General features: G+C 70.4%; 13 protein-coding genes. 9 read left to right on the plus strand and 4 right to left on the minus strand.

The window, feature by feature from the left end; genetic code table 11:
- Positions 1 to 130: 130 nt before the first annotated feature.
- The 5 genes from mtrA to hpf all read left to right on the plus strand — a co-directional run bounded on the left by mtrA (position 131) and on the right by hpf (position 5,799).
- On the plus strand, positions 131 to 811 hold the full coding sequence (gene mtrA / locus QU603_RS04495; RefSeq protein ID WP_308493298.1) for an MtrAB system response regulator MtrA: 681 nt from the start codon (positions 131 to 133) through the stop codon (positions 809 to 811).
- 7 nt (positions 812 to 818) lie between these two features.
- A complete protein-coding gene (gene mtrB / locus QU603_RS04500; protein WP_308493299.1) occupies positions 819 to 2,519 on the plus strand; it encodes an MtrAB system histidine kinase MtrB in 1,701 nt (566 codons plus the stop codon).
- Positions 2,516 to 4,225, plus strand: a complete 1,710-nt coding sequence (locus QU603_RS04505) for an LpqB family beta-propeller domain-containing protein (protein WP_308493300.1) — start codon at positions 2,516 to 2,518, stop codon at positions 4,223 to 4,225. Before mtrB ends, QU603_RS04505 begins: the two co-directional genes overlap by 4 nt.
- A gap of 123 nt (positions 4,226 to 4,348) precedes the next feature.
- Complete coding sequence (locus QU603_RS04510) at positions 4,349 to 5,038, plus strand: ComF family protein (protein WP_308493301.1); 690 nt, start codon at positions 4,349 to 4,351, stop codon at positions 5,036 to 5,038.
- 95 nt (positions 5,039 to 5,133) lie between these two features.
- A complete protein-coding gene (hpf, locus tag QU603_RS04515) occupies positions 5,134 to 5,799 on the plus strand; it encodes a ribosome hibernation-promoting factor, HPF/YfiA family (RefSeq protein ID WP_308493302.1) in 666 nt (221 codons plus the stop codon).
- A gap of 86 nt (positions 5,800 to 5,885) precedes the next feature.
- On the opposite strand, the gene QU603_RS04520 is transcribed toward hpf, so the two are convergent.
- Together QU603_RS04520 and QU603_RS04525 are read right to left on the minus strand one after the other, a co-directional pair.
- A complete protein-coding gene (locus tag QU603_RS04520) occupies positions 5,886 to 7,235 on the minus strand; it encodes a hypothetical protein (protein WP_308493303.1) in 1,350 nt (449 codons plus the stop codon).
- Between the two features lie 142 nt (positions 7,236 to 7,377).
- Positions 7,378 to 7,737 carry a DUF2249 domain-containing protein gene (locus QU603_RS04525; RefSeq protein ID WP_308493304.1) on the minus strand — a complete coding sequence of 120 codons (360 nt, stop codon included), beginning with the start codon at positions 7,735 to 7,737 and terminating at the stop codon, positions 7,378 to 7,380.
- Between the two features lie 27 nt (positions 7,738 to 7,764).
- On the opposite strand from QU603_RS04525, the gene QU603_RS04530 reads away from it, so the two are divergent.
- From QU603_RS04530 to QU603_RS04540, 3 genes are read left to right on the plus strand one after another with little or no spacing between them, the layout of a single operon-like run.
- Positions 7,765 to 8,427, plus strand: coding sequence for a helix-turn-helix transcriptional regulator (locus QU603_RS04530; protein ID WP_308493305.1), 663 nt, complete (start codon positions 7,765 to 7,767; stop codon positions 8,425 to 8,427).
- Positions 8,424 to 9,629 (plus strand): DUF8744 domain-containing protein, encoded by a 1,206-nt coding sequence (locus tag QU603_RS04535; protein ID WP_308493306.1) that lies wholly within the window; start codon positions 8,424 to 8,426, stop codon positions 9,627 to 9,629. Before QU603_RS04530 ends, QU603_RS04535 begins: the two co-directional genes overlap by 4 nt.
- Positions 9,626 to 12,394 carry a multicopper oxidase domain-containing protein gene (locus QU603_RS04540; RefSeq protein WP_308493307.1) on the plus strand — a complete coding sequence of 923 codons (2,769 nt, stop codon included), beginning with the start codon at positions 9,626 to 9,628 and terminating at the stop codon, positions 12,392 to 12,394. The genes QU603_RS04535 and QU603_RS04540 overlap by 4 nt, the downstream gene beginning before the upstream one ends.
- Before the next feature lie 261 nt (positions 12,395 to 12,655).
- Here QU603_RS04540 and QU603_RS04545 read toward each other — a convergent pair whose 3' ends face one another.
- Both QU603_RS04545 and QU603_RS04550 read right to left on the minus strand, forming a co-directional pair.
- Positions 12,656 to 13,684, minus strand: coding sequence for an endonuclease domain-containing protein (locus QU603_RS04545; RefSeq protein ID WP_308493308.1), 1,029 nt, complete (start codon positions 13,682 to 13,684; stop codon positions 12,656 to 12,658).
- A gap of 342 nt (positions 13,685 to 14,026) precedes the next feature.
- Positions 14,027 to 14,635, minus strand: coding sequence for a PadR family transcriptional regulator (locus tag QU603_RS04550; protein WP_308493309.1), 609 nt, complete (start codon positions 14,633 to 14,635; stop codon positions 14,027 to 14,029).
- Positions 14,636 to 14,748: 113 nt separating this feature from the next.
- Between QU603_RS04550 and QU603_RS04555 the strand changes: the two genes are divergently transcribed.
- Positions 14,749 to 15,408: a hypothetical protein gene (locus tag QU603_RS04555; protein ID WP_308493310.1), complete on the plus strand. Its 660-nt coding sequence runs from the start codon at positions 14,749 to 14,751 to the stop codon at positions 15,406 to 15,408.
- Positions 15,409 to 15,486 lie beyond the last annotated feature (78 nt).

The raw sequence follows: 15,486 nt of genomic DNA on the forward strand, positions 1-15,486 counted from the left end.
TCGTGTCACACCCCTGCGCGGCTCCCACCGTCTTGCCCGCTGCCTCGGCTACGCTGTAGCAGGCGCACGGGGACTGCGCTACGCGATGTGCCGCGGACCGCGCGGCGGATGAGGGACCAGAACCATTCCGATGACTTCACGAATCCTGGTGGTCGACGACGACACCGCACTGGCGGAGATGATCGGCATCGTTCTGCGCACCGAAGGGTTCGAGACCGACTTCTGCGCCGACGGCGCGAAGGCCGTCGACGCCTGGCGCGCCGGGCGACCCGACCTCATCCTGCTCGACCTGATGCTGCCGGGCATGGACGGCATCGAGATCTGCACGCGCATCCGCGCCGAGTCCGGCGTGCCGATCATCATGCTCACCGCACGCACCGACACCGCCGACGTCGTGCGGGGATTGGAGTCGGGGGCCGACGACTACATCGTCAAACCGTTCAACCCGAAGGAGCTCGTGGCGCGCATCCGCACGCGTCTGCGCCCCGGCACGCACGCGATCGCCGATGTGCTGCGCATCGGAGACCTCGAAGTGGATGTCGCCGCCCATGAGGTCCGCCGCAGCGACGCGGCGATCGCCCTCACGCCGCTGGAGTTCGAGCTTCTGGTGGCGCTGGCGTCGAAGCCGCAGCAGGTGTTCTCCCGCGAGATGCTGCTCGAGCAGGTGTGGGGCTACCACTACAAGGCCGACACGCGGCTCGTGAATGTCCACGTCCAGCGTCTGCGGGCCAAGGTGGAGCGCGACCCCGACAATCCGAAGATCGTCACGACCGTGCGCGGGGTCGGCTACCGAGCCGGCGCCGTCATCTGAGCACGCCATGACCGGTGTGGTGCCCACCGCCTCATCGCCGCCCACCTGGCGCGATGCCGACTGGTGGCGGGCGCGGTACGAAGACCTCAGCACCCTCTGGCGGCGGTCTCTGCGGTTCCGCACCGTGGCGATCACCCTGGTGCTGACGGCGTCGGCGATCATCATCGCGTGCGTCTGGATGGCACTGGCCATCCAGAACGACCTCTTCGAATCGCGCAAATCGCAGGCTCTCACCGACGCACGCCGCGCCGTCGACTCGGCGCAGACGACGCTGTACGACGCTGTCGTGCAAGACGACCCGGTGCAGATGCAGAACCTGCTGCGCAGCGTGCAGACCTCGCTGTCACAGCAGGCGGCGACCGACATGACGCTGGCCGTGCGCATCGATAAGACGCCGTCGCAGACCGCCCCGCCCGGATTCCAGTCCGGGGGGCTGCAGGAGGACATGATCTCCCCGGCGCTGCGGGCGCACGTGCGCTCGCCGAATCAGGCCGACCTGCAGTGGGGGCAGTCGATCGCGCTGCCCGACGACGGAGCCACCCGCCCGGGGATCATCGTGGGCCAGCAGATCGTCGTTCCCGACGTCGGACCCTACGAGCTGTACCTCGCCTACGACCTCGACGATGCGGGCCGCACCCTCAGTTTCGTCCAGGCGACCCTGTGGATCGTCGGAACGGCGCTGGTCGTGCTGATCGGAGCCATCGCCTGGTTCACCCTGCGCGCGGTCACGGTGCCGATCCGGCAGGCCGCCGACACCAGCGCGGAACTCGCCTCCGGAGACCTGAACGTGCGCCTGACCGTGCACGGCGAAGACGAACTGGCCACCCTCGGACGCTCGTTCAACGCGATGGCCGACAGCATCCAGTCTCAGATCACCCAGCTCGCCGAGCTCTCGCTCGTGCAGCAGAGGTTCGTCTCGGATGTCTCGCACGAGCTGCGCACGCCTCTGACGACCATCCGGCTGGCGGCCGACATGATCAACGACCAGCGCGAGGCTTTCGATCCGGCGACCGCCCGGGCCGCCGAGCTGCTGTATGCCCAGGTGCAGCGCTTCGAAGAGCTGCTGACCGATCTGCTGGAGATCAGCCGGTACGACGCGGGGTCGGTGCAGCTCGAGCTGGAGCCGACGAGCCTGGCCCACCTGGCCGAAGACGTGATGAACTCGATGCAGCAGCTGGCCGACCAGCACGGGTCGGACGTGCGTCTGGTCGCGCCGGGCGGGTACTCGCTCGTCGACATGGATCCGCGCCGCATCCGCCGTATCGTGCGCAATCTGCTGGGCAACGCGATCGAGCACGGCGAGGGACGACCGATCGTGATCACCGTCGACAGCAACCAGCAGGCGGTCGCCCTCGGCGTGCGCGACTACGGCATGGGAATGACCGAAGCCGACAGCGAGCGCGTGTTCGACCGGTTCTGGCGCGCCGACCCCTCACGCAAGCGCACGATCGGCGGCACCGGCCTCGGCCTGTCGATCGCCCTCGGCGATGCGCGGCTGCACCACGGCACGCTGACGGTGTGGTCGTCGCCGGGCATCGGCACCAACTTCGTGCTGACGCTGCCGCGTGGCGGCGCGTCGCTGACCGACGGCTCGCCCATCCCCACCGACCCGGGCGATGACACCGCGTCGCTGGACGCTCTGGGGCTGACCCAGCCGATCTCGCTCACCGCTCGCACACCCGGCGCAGACGACGGAGGTGCCGCATGACACGCCGAAGGATGCCGCGACCGCTGCAGGTGGCGGTCATGATCATGGCGGCGCTCATGCTCTCGGCCTGCGCGGGCCTGCCCACGTCGGGGCCCGTGTTCGCCGGGCTCAAGCCCGGGGCGGTCGCCCCGCCGGACTTCTCGTTCATCCCGTTGAAGCCGCAGGACGGGGCCACGCCCGAGCAGATCGTGCAGGGATTCGTCGATGCCGCCACCGGGCCCGACGGAAACTGGGCGGTTGCGCAGCTGTACCTGGCGCCGTCGTTCCGCGGCAAGTGGAACCCGCTGGAGGGAACCACCATCGACGCGCGCTCCGATCGCGCATACTCCACCAGCGGCGACGACACCGTGACCCTGACGATCACGCAGCGGGCGACCGTGGACGCGACCGGCGCATACCGGCCGTCCGGCGGCGGACGCTCGACGCTGCCGCCCTTCGCACTGGCGAAGGTGGACGGGCAATGGCGCATCACGCAGGCGCCGAACGGCATCATCGTGGGAGCCGACCAGTTCACCGGCGTGTTCCACCAGTACGCGGTCATGTACTTCGACCCCGGCTGGCACTATCTCGTCCCCGACGTGCGCTGGTTCCCCTCGTACAACGCGGCCACCCGCATCGCGCAGAGCCTCATCGACGGCAAACCCACACCGTGGATGGCCGAGAGCGTGAAGTCGGCCTTCCCCGAGAGCGTCTCGCTGAACGTCCCGTCGGTGCCGCTGACAGCGGGCGGCGTCGCGCGCGTCGAACTCTCCGGACCCGTGCTCGCACTCGATCAGCCGACCCTCGATCGCATGCAGACGCAGCTGCAGCGCAGCCTTGCCAGCGCGGGCGTGACGGACGTGTCGATGACCGGGGCGACCGGCGCCGAGCTCAGCGCCAGCGACGTGGCCACGGCATCCACCCGCATCGATGCACGCGCCCTCGTCGAGACCGACAAGGACTTCGGGTTCCTTTCGCCGGGCAACCGCATCGAAGCCATCCCCGGGCTCACCCAGGCGATGCGCACCGTGCGGCCCGAGGCGATCGAGCTGGCCGGCGACTACGCATCGGCGGCGGTGCGCACGCAATCGCACGTCGTGGCCAGGATCTCCGACCAGGTCACGCCCCTGGATGACCGCGCCGGCCTGATCGACCCCGCCGTGGACGCGGACGGCTTCATCTGGAGCGTTCCCGGACAGACGCCCGCGGCCCTGCTCGCATTCGGCGCCGACGGCAAGAAGCACGCCGTCAACGGCAGCGCCTGGGCCAACGCGACCCGGCTGCGGGCGATCTCGATCTCGCGCGACGGCACGCGGATCGCGGCGATCGCAGAGGTCGGCGGGCAGGATGTCGTGCAGGTGGCCGGGATCGTGCGTGACCAGAACGGCGTTCCCCAGCGGCTGGGAGATGTCGTTCAGGTCGGCGCGCTGTCGGGCCCGGGGATCGATCTCACGTGGATCGACGACTCGACGCTGGCCATCGCCGCGCGCACCGGGTCTGACGCGGAAGTCATGCGGCAGACCGTCGGGGGACCGGCCGCGAGTTCGATCGCGGCTCCCGGTGACATCACCTCGATCTCCGGCACCACAGGCACGACCGTGCGGCTGCGTGGTGCAGACGGCGCGCTGTATGCGCAGCGCGGGTCGAACTGGGAGCGGGCCGGCAGTGGCGTCCGGGTGCTCGCCACGGTGCAGGGAATGCCGCCGCAGGCGCAGACGCAGCGCTGAGCCTGCACACTGTCTCCTGGCTCCTGCACGCTGTCTCCTGCACAGGCGCGTGCCGGGTCCCTGTGTCCACGGATGCGCCGGGATGGCCCCGTGGGCCGGTGCGCATGCGCGGATGCTGGAGTCATGCCCCGATCAGAGCTGCAGCTCGTGCGCGCCGCCCTCGGCGAGGCCCTCTCGCTGATGTTTCCGACCGCGTGCGCAGGGTGCGACCTGCGGGATGTGTCGCTGTGCGATGAATGTCGGCATCTGCTCGTGCCGCAGGTGCGTGAGCGTGACGTGGCGGGGCTGGTCGTGCGCAGCGGCACAGACTTCGGTGGGGTGCCTGCCCGGGTGCTGCGGGCGCTGAAGGCCGACGGGCGCACGGGGCTCGCCCGCGCGCTGGCCCCTGCGCTGGCAGCCGCGGCGGCGGGCTGGAGCCGGCCCGACGTCGTCGTGGTCGCGGTGCCGACCTCGCGCGCGGCGATGCGCCGACGCGGGTACCGAGTGGCCGAGCTGCTGGCGCGCCGTGCCGGGCTGCGTCCGCGTCGACTGCTGACGACCACCCGTGCCGTGGCCGATCAGCGCGGGCTCGGGCGCGGGGCGCGGGCGGGCAACGTCTCCGGCAGCATGCGCGCAGCGCGACGGCTGGACGGTGTGCGGGTGCTGATCGTCGATGACGTGGTGACCACGGGCGCGACCCTGGCCGAGGCCACCCGCGCGCTGCAGGCGGCCGGAGCCGTGCCGGTGGGGGCGGCGACGGTGGCGTCGACCGCACGACGCCGTGCACGGTTCGATGACCGCATCGGGAACGCCCGGCAAATCGGTGGTGGCTGAAGGGTGACATCCTGCGGTGGGCCGACTACGGTGGGGGGCACAAGGCGACTGATGGTCCGCCCTTGGCCGGGGGGACCGGAACAAGGAGGTCAGGGATGGAAACCAGCATCGTCGGCGTGGGCGTCAGCGTTTCGGATCGGTTCCGCGGCGTGGTGGACGAGAAGGCACTCCGCATCGCCAACATCGCCCCGCGCGCGCAGACCCTCGACGTGAAGGTCACGCATCGGGCGTACCACAACGGTCGCATGGAGGACTCCACGGTCGAGTTGACGCTCACCGGCAAGGGTCTTCCGCTCGTACGCGCCGAAGCCGTGGACGGCGACAAGTTCGCAGCTCTCGACATCGCGGTCGACAAGCTCACCGAGCAGGTGCGCCGAGCCAAAGAAAAGCGTGTGGACGCGCGCAGGCATCCGCGTGGCGCCGTGCTCGACAAGGGCACCGGCACCATCAGCGGAGTGGATCTGCAGCCGGCGTCGGTCGACGTGCTGCGAGCGGTGGCCACCGGTGAGATCCCTGTGATCACGGGCAACGAGGGCGAAGAGGATTACACGCCCGTGGTCATCCGCACCAAGCGGTTCGACGCGGAGTGGATGACGGTCGAAGACGCCGTGGACCGCATGGAGCTGGTCGGCCACGACTTCTTCCTGTTCATCGATGCGCGCACCGATCACCCGAGCGTCGTCTACCGCCGCAAGGGCTGGGACTACGGCGTGATCTCGCTGACGACGCTGGCACCGCCGCAGGAGGAGCTCGTCTCCTGACGATCCTGGCGAAGTGACGCAGAGAACCGTCCGCGCTGTGCGCGGGCGGTTCTCTGCGTCACAAGCGCGGTACGTCCCCCAGACGGCTAGTTGAAGAAGTCGCCCAGGATGCTGCCGATGACGAGCCCGCCGAGGATGCCGCCGATCGCGTTGCCGCCGCCGCGCCGGTCCTCGCCCCAGCCGGATCCGCCGGGTCCGCCCCAGCCCTGCGCCGGTTGCGGGCGCGCAGCGTCGATGTCGCGCTGTGCGAGCTGAAGGGCCTCGGCGGCGAGATAGGCGGCGCGGCGCGCGAGGAGGAGGGCCTGTTCACGTCGTTCCTCGTCGATCGGCCGGGCCCCCATCGCGGCATCGTGGCCCACGAGTCGGGTGAGCTCTTCGCGGATGCGCTCGCCCTCGGCGTATCGGGTGCGGGCGTCGGCGCCGATCCAGCCGCGGTGCCCGCCGATGATGTCGCGTGCGATCGCCAGCTGGCGGTCCGCATCGTCGATCGCGTTGCGCACCTGGTCGGCGCCCGGCAGCGGGTGTGCGGCCCGCTCGCGAGCGGCCGCGATCGTGGCATCCAAGCCGGAGTTCGCCTCGCGCAGCGCCGTGAGCTGCGCGAACGGATCGGTGTTCACGCCCGCGGCTGGAAGCGCCGCGAGTGCAGCCTCCAGATTCGCGACGGCGGCGCGCACCTCGGGGGTCTGCGGCGCACTGCCGGCGGCGACGAGATCACTGCGGGAGTCCTCGATGATCGCATTGAGCGTGGATTCGGCGCGCAGCGCCTCGATCTCGAAACTGTCGACCGCATCGATGAGCGCGCGTGAGCGCCGCACGGACTCGGTCGCCGCCTCCAGGGCGACGTTCGCCGGCTCGCGCTGGCCGGCCTCGCGACGCTCTGCGGCGATGCGGGAACTGTGCTCGGCGAACCCGATGAGCTGCTCGGCCTCGGCCGGGTTGCCTTCGACGCGGTGCAGCGCGGCGGGGGAGTAGCGGGCGCCGAGCCGCACGAGTGTCGCTCGGGCCGGTTCCAGCGCGTCGCGCAGAGTCACGATGTCGCGCTGCACCTGAGCGAGGATCTGTGGGGCCCGGCGGGCATGCGCGATGCGGTCGGCCAAGACCGACATCCGCTCCTCGATCAGGCCCTCGGCCCACTCGCACAGCTGCACGATCCGTGCGTTCCGGGTGCGCAGCTCTTCCACGGTGTCGGGGATGTCGTCGTGATTGAGCTGATTGAGCTGGAACGCCTCGCCCAGATGCTGCTTGACGGCCGCGAGTGCCTCGCGCAGCGGCTGCGTGGCCTCGGTCCCGAGCTCGGCTTCGGCGAAGGTCAGCTCGTCGGTGGTCAGCCGCACGCGCTCGTCGGCGGCGATCAGCGCGGCGTCGGCACGCCGGGTGAGATCGGCATCCTGTTCGGTGATCTGCGCGCGCTGGCGTCGTCCCCAGAATCCGGTCATTCCGGCATCCTATGAGCGCTCGCTCGCAACCGGCTGTACGTGCCGTCGTACGAGAACCCCCGCACGCAGATCACGCGGGCGGCCGAGGGGGGATCGGCCGCCCGCGTGGGTCATTCCCCAGAGGAGCTTTGTCTGCGACGCTCTATGCGACGTTGCGGAGCAGGACGCGCCAGCGCTGCGGACCCTTCTCCACGAAGGTCGCGGTGACCTTCTCGCCGTAGCGCAGCTCGAGCTGCGCGAGCAGCGGCATCGGTGCGTGGCCCGCTGAGATGATCAGTCCCGCGCCCGGCTTGAGCGCATCGACGGCGCCGAAGATCATGGCATGGCGGATCGCGTGGGGGATCTGCTGCACGTCCATCTCGGGCAGATCTTCGTTGGCCTCACCGCACGTGCACTCTGCGGCGTGGTTCAGCGCCGCCTGGCTGTTCTCGGCCGCTTCCTGCTTCGACCGGTTGATCTCGATATCGGTCATGTCTCTCCTGTCGATTGCCGTTCCGAACATCGGTCAGAGTTTATTACACTGGATCCCGTGGAAAATACCTCGGCGCAGATCGTGGGGGGCCGCCGCCGGATCTCGGCGAGCGGCCGCCGATACTCCTCGACCCGCGAGATGGTGCTGCGCATGGTCGAGGCGCAGGCGTCGCCGGTGTCGACGGCCGCCCTGAGCGAGGCGACCGGGCTGCACGAGAACACGATCCGCGGCCACCTCGAGCAGTTGCGCACCGACGGATACGTGCGGCGTGAAGCCCACCCCGCCGAAGGGCGGGGCCGGCCCGCATGGCGGTGGCGCGCGAACAGTCAGGCGATGCAGAACCCTTACGCAGGCCTGGCCACGGCGCTCGCCGACTCGCTGGCCCGATCCAGCGACGACCCCATCGGTCGGGCGCGGGATGCCGGTCGGGCGTGGGGCGATGAGATCGCCGCGACCCACCACAGCGAGGCGTCGGGCCGTGAGGCCGTGATCGAGGCCATGCGCGAACAGGGTTTCGCCCCACAGGACACCGGCGACGACGTGCTGCTGCGTCGCTGCCCGCTGATCGAGGCCGCGACGCGGCATCCCGACATCGTCTGCGCCGTGCACCAGGGCATGATCGACGGCGTCCTGGCCGCGCGCGGCGAAGAGGCCTTCAGCCGCCTGCATCCGTTCACCGGTCCCAGCGAGTGCACGCTGGAACTGCGAGCACGCCGGTGACGGCCGCGCGGCGCCCGTCATGGCGCCTGCTCTGGATCCTTCCCGCCGGCCTGTCGCTGCTGGCCGGTCTTGACGCCGCACTGCTGCTGCTGGGCGTCGGGGCTCCGGTCACCGCGGCGCGGCTGCCCGACGTGCACGGCATGCTCATGGTGCTCGGGTTCGTCGGGACGCTCATCTCGTTGGAGCGCGCCACCGCGCTCGGGCGGTGGTACGGGTTCTTCGCACCGGCGCTGCTGGGCGCGGGCGGCATCGCCCTGCTGGCAGACCCCGTGCCGCTGATCGTGGCCAAGGTGATTCTGGTGGCCGGCACCCTGGCGTTCACCCTGGTCTACATCCCGCTGTGGCACCGCCAGTTCGACGAGCCGCTGCTGGTGCAGCTGCTGGGAGCGGCCCTCGGCTGCGCGGGAGCGGTGATCTGGCTGAACCAGCCGACGATGGAGCAGGTGCTGCCGTGGCTCATCGGCTTCGTCGTGCTCACCATCGCCGCCGAGCGCGTGGAGCTCGCGCGCATCACGATGGGCCCGCACGCCGGCGTGCGATTGCTCGTGCACGCATGGACGATCGTGATCGCGCTGCTGATCGGAGTGCCCTTCCCGGATGCCGGGGCCATTGCACTGGGCCTGGCCCTGGCGGGGCTGGTCTCGTGGCTGGTCGTGCACGACATCGCCCGCCGCACGATCCGTGCGAAGGGCGCGGCGCGCTACATGGCCGCCTGCATCCTGTCGGGGTACGTCTGGCTGGCGGTGGCCGCCGTCGCGCTGCTGTTCGGCAGCCCGACCGCCCAGCCCGCATACGACGCCGTCGTGCACGCCGTCTTCCTCGGCTACACGATCTCGATGATCATGGCCCACGCCACCACGATCCTGCCCGCCGTGCTGCACATCGCCCTGCCGTACCGCCCCGCGTTCTGGGTTCCGGCGGCCATCCTGCAGCTCAGCCTCGTCGTGCGACTGTGGGTCGGCGACGCTCTCGGCCTTCCGCTCGGATGGCAGGTCGGCGGCGTGCTGGGCGTCATCGCGCTGCTGGCGTTCGTGATCGTCGCCGTCACCAGCGCCGTGCTCGGCCCGACGCGCAAGAACGCAGCTCCGGTCAAGAAGACCGGGGCTGCCCGCACGACCACATCCGCGGCATCCGGCACTGTTTCCGCCTCTGCGCCGATCCACGAACCGGCCGCGCCGTCGGCCTCCGAAGGAGACGAATGAACGCCCCGACGTCGCCGGAGGGTTCCGCACACGATCCCGCCGGCTCGCCGAAGCAGCCTGCTGGCGGCACGGCCACCCGCCCGTCGCCCGACGACAAGGCACCGAACCGCGGGTTCTGGGTGATCCGCGACATCCCGACCCTGCTGTGGCTGATCCTCGTCGCGCTGGCGGTGCTGTTCCATCAGCTGCTGCCCCACGGCGTCGCCACCTGGCTCATGCTGCATCTGCTGCTGCTGGGCGCGGTCACGCACGCGATCCTGGTGTGGAGCCAGTACTTCTCCTATGCGCTGCTGCGCACCGCGCCCACCGTCCGCGATCGGCGGCGGCAGTCGGTGCGCCTGGGGCTGACCAACGGGGGAGCCGCGCTGGTCATCATCGGCGTCACGACGGCCGTGTGGGCCATCACGCTCGTCGGTGCCGCGGCCCTGATCGCGGGCGTCATCTGGCACGGTGTCAGCCTGTACGCCCGCTCGCGCGGACGTCTGCCGGGCCGGTTCGGGCGCACCCTGCGCTACTACATCGTCGCCGCTGCGATCCTGCCGATCGGCGCCGCGCTGGGCGCCTGGCTCGCGCACGACAACAGCGCGGGCACGCTCGTGCTGGCCCATGCGCTGCTGAACGTGCTCGGCTGGATCGGGCTGACCGTGGCCGGCACGATCGTCACGCTGTGGCCCACGATTCTGCGCACACGCGCCGACGAGAAGGCCGCACAGGGCGCCGCCCGGGCGCTGCCGGTGCTCGCCGGGGGTGTGCTGGTGGCCGCGGCGGGGGCAGCGGGCGGATGGCTGCCCGGACTCGCGCTGGGCCTTCTCGCCTACGTCACGGGTCTGGGCATCATCGCCGTGTCGCTGTGGCGCGCCGCCCGCAGCGCGCCGCCGCGCACGTTCTCGGCCCTCTCGGTCGGCATGGCGTTCGTGTGGTGGGCGGGGTGCGTGGTCGCACTGGTCGTGGCAGCCTTCGTCGGCATCGTCGACGGGTCCGGCTTCGCGAAGGCGCAGGATGCCGTCGCTGCGGTCATCCCGTTCCTTGCCGCCGGATTCGCCGCCCAGGTGCTGGTGGGTGCGCTCAGCTACCTGATCCCGGTCGTGGTCGGGGGCGGGCCCACTCCCGTGCGCGTGGGCACGGCGGCCTTCGACCGCGGCGGCTCGTTCCGCATCGCGACCGCCAACGCCGCCCTGCTCGTGTGCGCGCTGCCGGTCTCGAGCCTGATGCGGGTCGTGGCCTCCCTTCTCTACTTCGTCGCGATGGCGTCGTTCCTGTACTTCATGCTCGTCGGCATGCGTGCGCAGGCAGCGGCCAAGCGCTCGGGCGCGGCCCTGGCCAAGACGAAGGCCGACATGGCCGCCGGCACCCGGCCGCACGGGCCGATCATGCCCGAGGGCGCGAAGCCTCACCGCGCGGGTCAGGCGGTGGCGGGCCTGCTGGCCGTCGTGCTGGCAGTGGCCGTGACCGCGGCGATCGACCCGGTCGCGTTGGGCTGGAGCGCTCCGGTGACAGCACCCAGTGACGCGCCGGTCAAGACCGTGACGGTCACCGCCGCGAACTACCGGTTCAGCCCCAGCACGATCACCGTTCCCGCAGGCACCCACCTGAAGATCGAGCTGAAGAACACCGATCCGTCGATGGTGCACGACCTGGTGTTCGCCAACGGCGTCGCCGGCCCCCGCATCTCGCCCGGCGAAAGCGAGCTGATCGACGTCGGCGTGATCTCGGGCACGCTCGACGGCTGGTGCTCGATCATCGGGCACCGCCAGCTGGGCATGGTCATGACGGTGAAGACGTCGGGGTCTGCCGCCCCGGCGCCCACGCCGTCCTCGACCGCGACGATGCCGGGCATGGACATGCCGGGCATGGACATGCCGGGCATGGACCACGGCAGCAGCGGCATCGATCTGAGCGCTCAGCCCGGACCCGGGTTCCAGCCGTACAAGGCGGAACTTGCGCCCTTGCCCCCGGCATCCGGCCCCGTCACCCGGCGGGTCACGCTGGACATCACCGACAAGAAGATCGAGGTCGCGCCCGGGGTCACCCAGACGCTGTGGGTCTACAACGGCACGGCGCCAGGGCCTGTGCTGCATGGGCGGGTGGGCGACACCTTCGTCGTCACGCTCGTGAACAACGGCACGATGGGGCATTCGATCGACTTCCATGCGGGAGAGCTGGCGCCCGACAAGCCGATGCGCACGATCGCGCCCGGCGAGAGCCTGACCTACACGTTCACGGCGAACCGCTCGGGTATCTGGATGTACCACTGCTCGACCATGCCGATGACTGCGCACATCGCCAACGGCATGTACGGCGCGGTGGTCATCGACCCGCCCGACCTCGCGCCGGTGGCCAAGACGTACGTGATCGTGCAGTCCGAGTTCTACCTCGGCTCGCACGACGGCGGCTCGGTCGACCTGACCAAGGTCGACGAAGAGAGGCCGGACCTGGTCGTCTTCAACGGCTACGCGAACCAGTACGACCACGCCCCGCTGACGGCGAAGGTCGGAGAGCGCGTGCGCATCTGGGTGCTGGATGCCGGCATCGACAGGGCGACGAGCTTCCACGTCGTGGGCGGCCAGTTCGACACCGTGTGGTCGGAGGGGCGGTACCTCATCAAGCACGCCGTCGACACCGGCTCACAGGCGCTCGGGCTCATGCCCGCGCAGGGCGGGTTCGTGGAGCTCGCCTTCCTCGAGGCCGGGCACTATCCGTTCGTGTCGCATTTCATGGTCGACGCCGAGCGCGGCGCCCACGGGATCTTCGACGTGACGAAGTAGCGGGCGCTGCGGGTCGAAACGCGCCCACGACGATGTCGGACGGGCTTCGCCCCTCGGCCTCCGCCCCTGGGCCTCCGCCCCTCGGCCGGTCCTCAGTCGACGCGTTTTACAACTGCGCGTGGGCGAACCCGCACATCGCGCCGACCGAACGCGGCCAGCGATCCTTGAGTCGACGCGTTTTACGAACTTCTGCCGGCCGGTCGGCAAGACGCGCCGACTGAAGTCCGCCGACGACAGTGCGGCGGCCGACCGCGGCGCGTGTCAGCGCGTGCGGCGAGCGATGGCGTCGCGCACGCGCTCGACGAGCGTGTCGGGGGTGACGAACAGCATCGTGTGCGTGACGCGGATGATGATCCAACCTTCTGCCTCGAGCTGCGCGTAACGGTCGATGTCCGCCTCCCACCGTTCGTCGGTGTTGTGATGAGCGCCCTCGTATTCGATCGCGATCTTCCATTGCGGATACGCCATGTCGACTCGCGCGAGAAAGCGGCGCACGCTGTCGAAGACATCGTGATCGAGCATGGGTTCGGGAAGTCCGCCGTCGACCAGGGTGAGCCGTGTCCAGGTCTCGGTGCGCGACGCAGCCCCGGTGCGCACCCGCGGCAGCGCCGCACGCAGCAGGGCGACACCTTCGCGTCGACCGGCGTTCATCGCGGCGGCCAGCTGCGCGATCGATGACAGCGGAAGCGGAACGCGCCTGTTCGGCACGCTGTGCGGCGGACGCGTTCTGTGCACGAAGTGGTCGGCCACGGCGATCAGGTCGTACGGATGCCGCAGCACCGGTGCGAGCGTCGCCCAGGTCGATGCGGGGCTGGCCAGGAGCAGTTTCGACACCGGATGCCGGGTCGCGTTCGCGAGTCCGATCCGCACGGCACGGCCCCTGATTCCGGTCGTCCGCGGTGCCCGCTTCGGCCAGTGGACGGCAACCTCGAGCACGTCGGGATCGATCTCGGGCGGTTGATCGTCGAAGGAGCGGAACTTGCGTGCCGGGATCGGGGCATCCCACAAGACCGCCGCCGTGACCCCCGAGAAGAAGGCGCCGTCCTTCATCACCGGGGCGTACTGCGCGGCCCTCTCGTGGATGCGCGTCGCCTCGGCGCTGCGCGGATATGCGCGACCTGCATCGGCTGCGGCGTCGGGTACGAGCGAGGCGCCCGACACGGCACGGGCGCCGTGGAACGTGGTCCGCACATCGCGTCGGCGCAGCCGCGAACGGCTCACGCCTGCGCGCCGCGCAGCGCTCACGCTGAACGCGGCGCCCAGCGCTGTGGGCAGGTCGTCGGCCGGCATGCACATACTGTGGCACGGTCGGCGGTTCGCCCGTTGCGGTTGTCCACAGGCCGCGGCATCCATCGGCGGCGCCCGCCGGTGTCACCGCCTTCTCCACCCCGCGTGCAGTCGTGTCGGAGCGTTGAGTCGGCGCGTTTCACGACTTTCGGCGCTGAGGGCGGTCACACGCGTCGACTGAAACTTCGCGCCGTCGTTCGGTCGACGCGTTTCGCGGCGCTTCGGCGTGAGAACTGGTGAATCGCGCCGACCGGGCCGTCACGCGATCGAGCGGGCCCCCACTCGACCATGACGCTGAGTCCGTCGTCGCCGGGGTGATGCCGACCAGCCGCAGGACCGTCTCGCTCACAGGACCTTCTCCGTCGGGGTCGCAGCGACCGGACGGCCGCGCTTGGGCAGTTCGGTCGACAGCTCCAGCGCCATCGCGCGGTGCGGGCGCATCGCCAGCCGCTGCTCGGTGTGGTCGAGCCAGCGCACTTCGGCCTCGGCCGAGAAGATCATCGAATCGACCACGAGCGACCATGCGAGCTCTTCGGGCCCCTCGGGGTCGGCGCCGGCGTACTTGGCGCGGTTGAGCTCCTGCAGCTGGGATAGCGACGCGCGACGCTGGGTCTGGATGACGTCGGTCACATCGACGCCGGGCAGGGTGGCAGCAAGCGCGAGCTTGATCGCGAGCTCGTCGCGCGTGCCCTTCCCGCGCTGGACGGGGGAGCCCAGCCAGGCGCGCACCTCGGCGCGGCCGGCGTCGGTGATCTCGAAGAACACGTGCCCCTGGGCGTCGGTCTCGGCCTTGGCGACCAGGCCGTCGCGCTCGAGGCGCTCGAGCGTGTTGTAGATCTGACCGACGTTCAGCGGCCAGGTCGAGCCGGTGCGCCGGTCGAATTCGCTGCGCAGCTGATATCCGTAGCAGGGACCCTGATCCAGGATCGCCAGCAGGCTCTGCTTGACCGACATCCGGCCTCCTTGTGCATGTCGAGTATGTAATTGCCGAGTATATGCATACTCGGCAACACCTGCATACCCCGCGCGCCGCCCGCAACGGCCTGCGTGGTCGGTAGGGTCAGAGCATGGATGCTGCAGCCCCGCCGGCCCGTCCCGTTCGGATCGTCCGGCCCACCTGGGTGTGGGCCGGGGGAGTGCTGATCGTCGGGACGCTTCTCGGCCTCATGCCGCGCAGCGTCGGCGGCACGTGGTGGCTGCCCTGGCTGGGCATGATCCTGGTCGCGGGGGCGTGGATCCTGTTCGCGGTCGGCCGCGACCGTGCCGTGCCCGGCGCGTCGGGCGTGGTCGCGCTGTTCGTCCTGGCGCTGTGGCCGGTGGCGAGCCAGATCGTCTGGCGGCTGCTCACCCCCGGTTTCGACCCGAATGCCGCCACGCCGACGTGGTGGATGATCGCGAGCACGGTCGATGCGCTCGTCCCGGCAGTGGCCGCCGTCATCGCCGCTCTCGCGGTGTGGCGCGGGGGCGTCGTGCCGCGGGAATTCCGTGTAGTGCCGCTGATCGCTGCGGGGCTGTGCATCGTGCCGGCGATCGCTTTCCAGATCGGGGCGACCGCGATGGCGATGTCGGGCGGCGTCTCGGCCGGCATGTTCGTCGGACTGTCGCAATTCGCCTCGCTGTGCGCGGTGGTCGGCCTGGTCGGGTTGGGAGTGGTCGCGATCGTCTCGGGCCTGCAGCCGCGGCAGGCCGCGGCATCCGGCACCGTCGTTTATCCGCCCGCCGACTGACGGGCGCTCGCCGTCCTCTCACTGCCAGCACCCTCAAAGGTCTGCGGTGGATAACATGGGTGGGTGTGCCCGGGCGCT

Origin of the sequence: Microbacterium terrisoli, from assembly GCF_030866805.1 — a bacterium.
GTDB lineage: Bacteria > Actinomycetota > Actinomycetes > Actinomycetales > Microbacteriaceae > Microbacterium > Microbacterium terrisoli.

Excerpts from the sequence above, each read along its gene's own strand:
- QU603_RS04525 (WP_308493304.1), bottom strand. The coding sequence starts at position 7,737 with ATGTTCGGAACGGCAATCGACAGGAGAGACATGACCGATATCGAGATC.
- QU603_RS04540 (WP_308493307.1), top strand. The coding sequence starts at position 9,626 with ATGAACGCCCCGACGTCGCCGGAGGGTTCCGCACACGATCCCGCCGGC.
- QU603_RS04505 (WP_308493300.1), top strand. The coding sequence starts at position 2,516 with ATGACACGCCGAAGGATGCCGCGACCGCTGCAGGTGGCGGTCATGATC.
- hpf (WP_308493302.1), top strand. The coding sequence starts at position 5,134 with ATGGAAACCAGCATCGTCGGCGTGGGCGTCAGCGTTTCGGATCGGTTC.
- QU603_RS04555 (WP_308493310.1), top strand. The coding sequence starts at position 14,749 with ATGGATGCTGCAGCCCCGCCGGCCCGTCCCGTTCGGATCGTCCGGCCC.
- QU603_RS04550 (WP_308493309.1), bottom strand. The coding sequence starts at position 14,635 with ATGTCGGTCAAGCAGAGCCTGCTGGCGATCCTGGATCAGGGTCCCTGC.
- QU603_RS04510 (WP_308493301.1), top strand. The coding sequence starts at position 4,349 with ATGCCCCGATCAGAGCTGCAGCTCGTGCGCGCCGCCCTCGGCGAGGCC.
- mtrB (WP_308493299.1), top strand. The coding sequence starts at position 819 with ATGACCGGTGTGGTGCCCACCGCCTCATCGCCGCCCACCTGGCGCGAT.
- QU603_RS04545 (WP_308493308.1), bottom strand. The coding sequence starts at position 13,684 with ATGCCGGCCGACGACCTGCCCACAGCGCTGGGCGCCGCGTTCAGCGTG.
- QU603_RS04520 (WP_308493303.1), bottom strand. The coding sequence starts at position 7,235 with ATGACCGGATTCTGGGGACGACGCCAGCGCGCGCAGATCACCGAACAG.
- mtrA (WP_308493298.1), top strand. The coding sequence starts at position 131 with ATGACTTCACGAATCCTGGTGGTCGACGACGACACCGCACTGGCGGAG.